Origin of the sequence: Mycobacterium sp., from assembly GCF_035570115.1 — a bacterium.
GTDB lineage: Bacteria > Actinomycetota > Actinomycetes > Mycobacteriales > Mycobacteriaceae > Mycobacterium.
In genome coordinates this window covers 24,712-31,105 of sequence record NZ_DATMLH010000237.1, presented here as the reverse complement: position 1 = coordinate 31,105, position 6,394 = coordinate 24,712, and the positions used below count along the sequence as shown (strand labels likewise).

7 protein-coding genes are annotated in these 6,394 nt (G+C 64.9%); 3 read left to right on the top strand and 4 right to left on the bottom strand.

Annotated elements, in window-relative coordinates:
* Window positions 1-886 (top strand): AAA family ATPase (locus VNW74_RS21080; RefSeq protein ID WP_325680366.1); only part of this gene is annotated, 886 nt, incomplete at its 5' end.
* A gap of 59 nt (window positions 887-945) precedes the next feature.
* Here VNW74_RS21080 and VNW74_RS21075 read toward each other — a convergent pair.
* From VNW74_RS21075 to mhuD, 3 genes are all read right to left on the bottom strand, one after another.
* Complete coding sequence (locus tag VNW74_RS21075) at window positions 946-2,052, bottom strand: HoxN/HupN/NixA family nickel/cobalt transporter (protein ID WP_325680364.1); 1,107 nt, start codon at window positions 2,050-2,052, stop codon at window positions 946-948.
* A 196-nt stretch (window positions 2,053-2,248) separates the two neighbouring features.
* Window positions 2,249-3,556 carry a serine hydrolase gene (locus VNW74_RS21070; protein WP_325680362.1) on the bottom strand — a complete coding sequence of 436 codons (1,308 nt, stop codon included), beginning with the start codon at window positions 3,554-3,556 and terminating at the stop codon, window positions 2,249-2,251.
* A 31-nt stretch (window positions 3,557-3,587) separates the two neighbouring features.
* Window positions 3,588-3,905 (bottom strand): mycobilin-forming heme oxygenase MhuD, encoded by a 318-nt coding sequence (gene mhuD / locus VNW74_RS21065; protein WP_325680360.1) that lies wholly within the window; start codon window positions 3,903-3,905, stop codon window positions 3,588-3,590.
* A 56-nt stretch (window positions 3,906-3,961) separates the two neighbouring features.
* Between mhuD and VNW74_RS21060 the strand changes: the two genes are divergently transcribed.
* Window positions 3,962-4,720 (top strand): alpha/beta hydrolase, encoded by a 759-nt coding sequence (locus VNW74_RS21060; protein WP_325680358.1) that lies wholly within the window; start codon window positions 3,962-3,964, stop codon window positions 4,718-4,720.
* Between the two features lie 6 nt (window positions 4,721-4,726).
* On the opposite strand, the gene VNW74_RS21055 is transcribed toward VNW74_RS21060, so the two are convergent.
* Window positions 4,727-5,617, bottom strand: coding sequence for an A/G-specific adenine glycosylase (locus VNW74_RS21055; RefSeq protein ID WP_325680355.1), 891 nt, complete (start codon window positions 5,615-5,617; stop codon window positions 4,727-4,729).
* Window positions 5,618-5,649: 32 nt separating this feature from the next.
* On the opposite strand from VNW74_RS21055, the gene VNW74_RS21050 reads away from it, so the two are divergent.
* Window positions 5,650-6,285 carry a carbonic anhydrase gene (locus VNW74_RS21050; RefSeq protein WP_325680353.1) on the top strand — a complete coding sequence of 212 codons (636 nt, stop codon included), beginning with the start codon at window positions 5,650-5,652 and terminating at the stop codon, window positions 6,283-6,285.
* The last annotated feature ends 109 nt before the right edge of the window (window positions 6,286-6,394 follow it).

The following is a 6,394-nucleotide window of genomic DNA, read 5'->3' as shown; positions in this document are numbered from 1 at the left end:
TGTCGGTAAGACCGAGCTGTCCAAGGCGCTGGCCAACTTCCTGTTCGGCGACGACGACGCGCTCATCCAGATCGACATGGGCGAGTTCCACGACCGGTTCACTGCGTCGCGCTTGTTCGGTGCCCCTCCGGGATACGTCGGCTACGAGGAGGGCGGCCAGCTCACCGAGAAGGTGCGGCGCAAGCCGTTCAGCGTGGTGCTCTTCGACGAGATCGAGAAGGCGCATCAGGAGATCTACAACAGCCTGTTGCAGGTGCTCGAGGACGGCCGGCTGACCGACGGGCAGGGCCGCACGGTGGACTTCAAGAACACCGTGTTGATCTTCACGTCCAACCTCGGCACGGCCGACATCTCCAAAGCGGTCGGCCTGGGCTTCACCCAGGGCGGTGGGGACAACGATTACGAGCGGATGAAGCAGAAGGTCAACGACGAGTTGAAGAAGCACTTCCGCCCGGAGTTCCTCAACCGCATCGACGACATCATCGTCTTCCACCAGCTGACTCGCGACGAGATCATCCGGATGGTCGACCTGATGATCGGCAGGGTCGAAAAGCAGCTCAAGGGCAAAGACATGGCGATGAAGCTCACCGACAAAGCCAAGTCATTGCTGGCCAAGCGTGGCTTCGACCCGGTGCTGGGCGCTCGTCCGCTGCGACGCACCATCCAGCGGGAGATCGAGGACCAGCTGTCCGAGAAGATCTTGTTCGAGGAGGTCGGTCCCGGTCAGATCGTCACCGTCGACGTGGACAACTGGGACGGCGAGGGTGCCGGAGAGGGCGCGGTGTTCACCTTCACCGGAGCCCGTAAGCCTGCCGAGCCCACCGAGCCGGATCTGGCCAAGGCCGGGGCGCACGCCGCCGGCACCCCGGGGACGCCCACGCAATAACGGCAAACGAAAAGGGCGGCCACTGACGCGGTGGCCGCCCTTTCTCGTACCCGGGCGTGCTAATCCTCCCCCGGATTAGCTGGCTGGTAGCGGGCTTCGACCTTGGCCAGCTTCCAATAAGCGACCGCCCCGGTCCAGGTGACGGCGAACAGGACCACGATCGCCAGGCCGGCGTTGTTGAGGTCGATGCCGCTGATCCAACTGGTGATCGGATCGACCCAGTTGAGATCGTCGTGCAATATCGACACCAATTCGATCGACCCGATCAACAGTGCCACGGCGATCGAAAGACCGGTGACCGCCAGGTTGTAATAGATCTTTCGCACCGGCTGCATAAAGGCCCAGTCGTAGGCCACCGTCATCAGCAGCCCGTCCATGGTGTCCATGAAGCTCATGCCGGCCGCGAACAGCAGTGGCACCACCAGGACCGCGTACCACGGGAGGCCGGCCGCTGCGCCGCTGCCGGCCAGCGCCAATAGCGCGACCTCGGTGGCGGTGTCGAATCCCAGGCCGAATAGCGCACCGACCGGATAGAGCTGCACCGACCGCGTGATCCGATTCATGATTGGACGCAGCAGGCGGGCCAGAAACCCCCGGTCGTTAAGGGCTGCTTCGATTTCGCCGTCGGAGTACGAACCGTCCCGAAGCTTGGCGAAAGCCCGGTAAATGCCGATCATCGCGATCACGTTCATGATTGCGATCAGATAAAGGAACAGCCCCGAGGCCAGGGTTCCGGCGAACCCGAGAACATGTCGGGTTGGCGAATGATCATCCGACAGGGTGCCCACCGCGTGCGCGCCGACCATGACCAGGACAGCCATCACCAGCACCAGGGTGGAATGGCCCATAGCGAACCAGAAGCCGACCGCTTTGGGCCGTTGGCCATCGGTCATGAGTTTGCGAGTGGTGTTGTCGATCGCAGCGATATGGTCTGCGTCGAACGCGTGCCGGAGTCCGAACAGATATGCGGTGGCACCCAGTCCGAAACCGAATATCTGGGTGCCGGCGCGATAGTGGTGCGGTGCGATGATAAATACCAACGTTGCAAAGCCGACGATGTGCATCAACGCAATCACGCCCAGCAGGGCACCGATCTCGATGTAGTCGTGGCGATTCCAGGTCGACAGCAGGCGGCGGATGCCCGCGCCGAATCTGGTTGAGGTCACTAGAACACGGAACCGCCTTCCGGGGATTACGCGTCCCCATCCGCGACGTGAACCGAAGGTCTGGCTTCCAGCGCTCTAACGCTGGTCACAGTGGCGCGACCGCACCGGATTATGCACCGGTTTCTTCGCCGTTCACTTGAATACTGCGACAGACGCTATATCGCCAAGTACCCCGTGTCGAGAAGCTCTACCCGACTTAGCGGTACGCGGGTAACAGCGCGAAGACCTGTTTGGCGATCTGCAGCATCCAACTGGTCGGGCTCGGCCCGTGATCGCGCGGCCAGTTCAGCTGGAAACTCACCGCCCAGGGCTGTCCGGTCCGGTCGACGGCGTACCAGCTGAACGTCAGGTCACCGGGTAGGCCGCCGGCCTTGGCGCCGATGTACGGCCAGTCCCGCCGATCCAGGTCGATACCCGGAGCGGCCGCCAGGATCTGCTTGACGGGCGCGGCTTTTCCTACCGCGCCGGCTTGTAGCGCCGCGTGCACTCGGCAGATGTCCTCGGCGCTGCCATACCATTCCGCGCCGTAGCCCGAGGCCGGCACGTGCGCACGCCACGGATCCGGTTGGTAGACACGGGAATTAGCCTGCTGCAGCATTTCTGCCCGGGTTTGCGGGCTCGCCTGTTTCCACTGCTCGCGCAGATCCGGCTGTCCCCAAGCGACCGAAAATAACTCGTACATCGTCGGGAAGGGTGTCATGGCGGCCGGGTCGTGATGGCCGGCCTCGGCGAGCGCGCTGTCGACGGCCTCGGTGCCGACCCTTTGGATCAGCATGTCGGTGGCCATATTGTCGCTGGTGGCGATCATCTTCTCGGCGGCGGTTCGCACCGAAATATGAGCTCCCACGGGCAGTTCCATGCCCGAACCGACCGCCTTGCCCTTCTCGGTGACGGTCAGCTGGTCGTCCCAGGTCACCGTCCCGGCCTTGACCGCTTCCGACACCGCGTAGAGCACATACAACTTGAAGATCGATGCCAACGGCAGTGACTGCGCGGTATTGGTACCGGCCACCGGATCGCATTGCCCGTCGTTGACCTTCGCGACCTGCCACGAGTAGTGGGCGCCGGTCTTGCTTAATACATTGTCGATGTCACGCCACGAGGAGATCGTCGGCGCTTGGGTGGTGACGTCGAACCCGTCCACCAAGGTGTCATCGCCGGTATGTATCCGGATATCCTGGCGCCCACCGTAAGACGTGATCAGCTGCAATGTCGCCGAGCCCGCCTTGATGTCGACCCCGGCCAGCGTGAACGGCCTGTCCCACCAAAGTCTTTCCATGCTGGTTTCGATCGGCTTGACCATGTTGGCCGCAGCGAGGGTGGCGACTCCGATCGGGCCGATTGGCCAGTCGGAGTTGAGCATGTCCAGCGTCTGCTGGGCGCGCAGACCGGCTGGAGTGCTCATGTTGATCTGCCGGCCGGCGCCCGCTGCATTGGCGGACGGCGTCGGAGGCGGAGCGCAACCCGGGGCCAGGGCGCCGACCAACGCGGCGGCGGCCGTCATTGCCGCGACGCGGTGCCGGACCCGGCGCCGGTTACGCCTGCTGGCCGGAGCCGGCAACGTCCAACACAACCTCGAATTCCAGCAGCGACGCGCCGGTCGCTACCGGGTTGGCCCGGTGCCCGGCGTGGGCCTCGATAGCCGGCCCGGTCGCCCACGCCTGGAATGCCTCTTCGGACTCCCATTGGGTCACCACGAAGTAGCGGTCTTCGCCCTTGATGGGGCGGAGCAGCTGAAAGCCGAGGAAGCCCGGCGAGTTCTCGACGGCGTGCGCGCGATTAGCGAACCGCTTCTCCAGTTCGGGACCCGCGTCCGCAGGCACCTCGATTGCGTTGATCTTGACCACTGGCATGCCCGTTAGGCTACCGTGCCGCCTGACGGCCACCGGAGGCAACGCAAGATAGCTCCATGACGGCGGCTCTGCTCACCCATCGTGGTGGACGAGGTGACCCCGTGATCCTGGTGCACGGCCTGATGGGACGTGGCAGCACTTGGTCGCGTCAGCTGCCATGGCTGACCCGCCTCGGCGCCGTCTACACCTACGACGCTCCTTGGCACCGCGGTCGTGACGTGGACGATCCCTACCCGATCAGCACCGAGCGCTTTGTAGCCGACCTCGGTGATGCGGTGGCGGGGCTGGGCGCGCCGGCGCGGCTGGTCGGGCATTCCATGGGCGGGCTGCACGCCTGGTGCTTGGCCGCCGAACGTCCCGAACTGGCCTCGGCGCTGGTGGTCGAAGACATGGCACCGGATTTCCGGGGCCGCACCACGGGGCCGTGGGAGCCGTGGTTGCATAATCTGCCGGTCGAATTCGACTCTGCTGAAAAGGTATTCGCCGAATTCGGGCCAGTCGCGGGCCAGTACTTCCTGGAGGCGTTCGACCGTACTTCAACCGGCTGGCGGTTGCACGGCCACACCTCGCGGTGGATCGAGATCGCAGCAGAGTGGGGCACCCGCGACTACTGGGCGCAGTGGCGGGCGGTGCGATCACCCGTGCTGCTGATCGAGGCCGGCAGTTCGGTCACTCCCGCGGGACAGATGCGCTCGATGAGCGAAACGGGTTACCGAGCGCGGTATTTGCATGTGCCCGACGCAGGCCACCTGATTCATGACGAGGCACCGCAGGTCTATCGGCAGGCGGTGGAATCCTTTTTGGCAGCGACTTAGCCCACTTCAGCCCGCTTCGCCGACCAATGCGAAGCGGCCATCGGCCATCTGTATCACCAGGCCATCGGCGAGCAGCGAATTCAGCGCGCGCTCGCGCTGTTCGTTATCGGTGAGCCAGGCAACGTCGAGGTCGGCACGGGTGACCGGGAACTCATTGTCGCGCAGAACCTCCAGTAACCGGCCGCGAACCTGGCGGTCTGTTCCGGCGTAGGCCTGCAGGCGACGCGCCGGACCTTGCGCGGGAGGATAGCCGGCCTGCCGCCACCGGCATCCACTCAGTGGACACAGTCCACATCGCGGCGCCCGAGAGGTGCACACGATGGCGCCGAGCTCCATGAGAGCGGCTGAAAATCGGTGCGCTGAGGAATCATTGGGCAGCAGCGCGGACACGTCGGCATGATCGCGGACTGCCGACGCCGCAGCAGCGTCGGCGCGGCCGTGCACAACGCGAGCCACCACCCGGCGCACATTGGTGTCCACCACCGGCACCGGCTGCTGGTAGGCGAAGCACGCCACCGCGCGCGCGGTGTAGCTGCCAACCCCGGGAAGCGTCAACAGTATGTCGACGTCGTCGGGAACAACGTCACCGTGATCGCGGGCGATCACGGTCGCGCACTCGTGCAGGCGTTTGGCCCGCCGTGGATAACCCAGCTTCCCCCACGCGCGCACCACGTCTGCCGCACTCGCCGCCGCCGTCGCCGATGCGGTCGGCCACCGCGCGACCCAGTCGCGCCAGATCGGCAGCACCCGCGACACCGGCGTTTGCTGCAACATGAATTCGCTGACCAGGATTTGCCATGGGGTGATGCCAGGTTCTCGCCACGGCAGGTCGCGTCGACACCGGTCGTACCAATCCAGAAGTTCTGTTGGCGAGATGTTCACGGTCGGCGGCGGCAAAGTTCACCCTCGGCTACGGCAGAATGTGGGCCATGCCCAATACCGATCCCGTAACCGCTTGGAAAGCACTCAAAGAGGGTAACGAGCGGTTCGTCGCCGGCCAGCCCGAACACCCCGGCCAGAGCGTCGAGCACCGGGCCAGCCTGGCCAAAGGTCAGAAGCCCACCGTTGCGTTGTTCGGTTGTGGAGACAGCCGGGTGGCCGCCGAGCTCATCTTCGATCAGGGTCTTGGCGACATGTTCGTGGTCCGCACAGCCGGACACGTGATGGACTCCGCGGTATTGGGTTCACTCGAGTTCGCAGTGACCGCGCTCGGCGTGTCGGTGATCGTGATCCTCGGCCATGACAGCTGCGGTGCGATAAAGGCGACGATCGCGGCGCTCGACGACGGCGCGCTGCCGGGCGGCTTTGTGCGCGACGTGGTCGAGCGGGTGGCACCGTCGATCCTGCTGGGTCGCCGCGAAGGCCTGAAGCGGGCCGACGAATTCGAGGCGCGCCATGTCGTCGAGACCGGCTCGCAGCTGCTCGCCCGCTCGACGACCATCGCCGAAGCGGTCGCCGCCGGAGACCTGGCGATTGTGGGCGCCACTTACCACCTGTCCGACGGCCGGGTGCAGGTACGCGAGGTGATTGGTGAGGTCGGGGAAGAGGTGGCGGCAAGCCATTGACCTGATTCAGGTCGGATAGCACGTCGCCTGTACAAGACACCTCAGCTAACTGGGCGACACGCCGAGTCCGGTCGGGCCTGTCGAACTGACCTGGGCTTACGGTGTGAAT

Excerpts from the sequence above, each read along its gene's own strand:
- VNW74_RS21060 (WP_325680358.1), top strand. The coding sequence starts at position 3,962 with ATGACGGCGGCTCTGCTCACCCATCGTGGTGGACGAGGTGACCCCGTG.
- VNW74_RS21070 (WP_325680362.1), bottom strand. The coding sequence starts at position 3,556 with ATGACGGCCGCCGCCGCGTTGGTCGGCGCCCTGGCCCCGGGTTGCGCT.
- mhuD (WP_325680360.1), bottom strand. The coding sequence starts at position 3,905 with ATGCCAGTGGTCAAGATCAACGCAATCGAGGTGCCTGCGGACGCGGGT.
- VNW74_RS21050 (WP_325680353.1), top strand. The coding sequence starts at position 5,650 with ATGCCCAATACCGATCCCGTAACCGCTTGGAAAGCACTCAAAGAGGGT.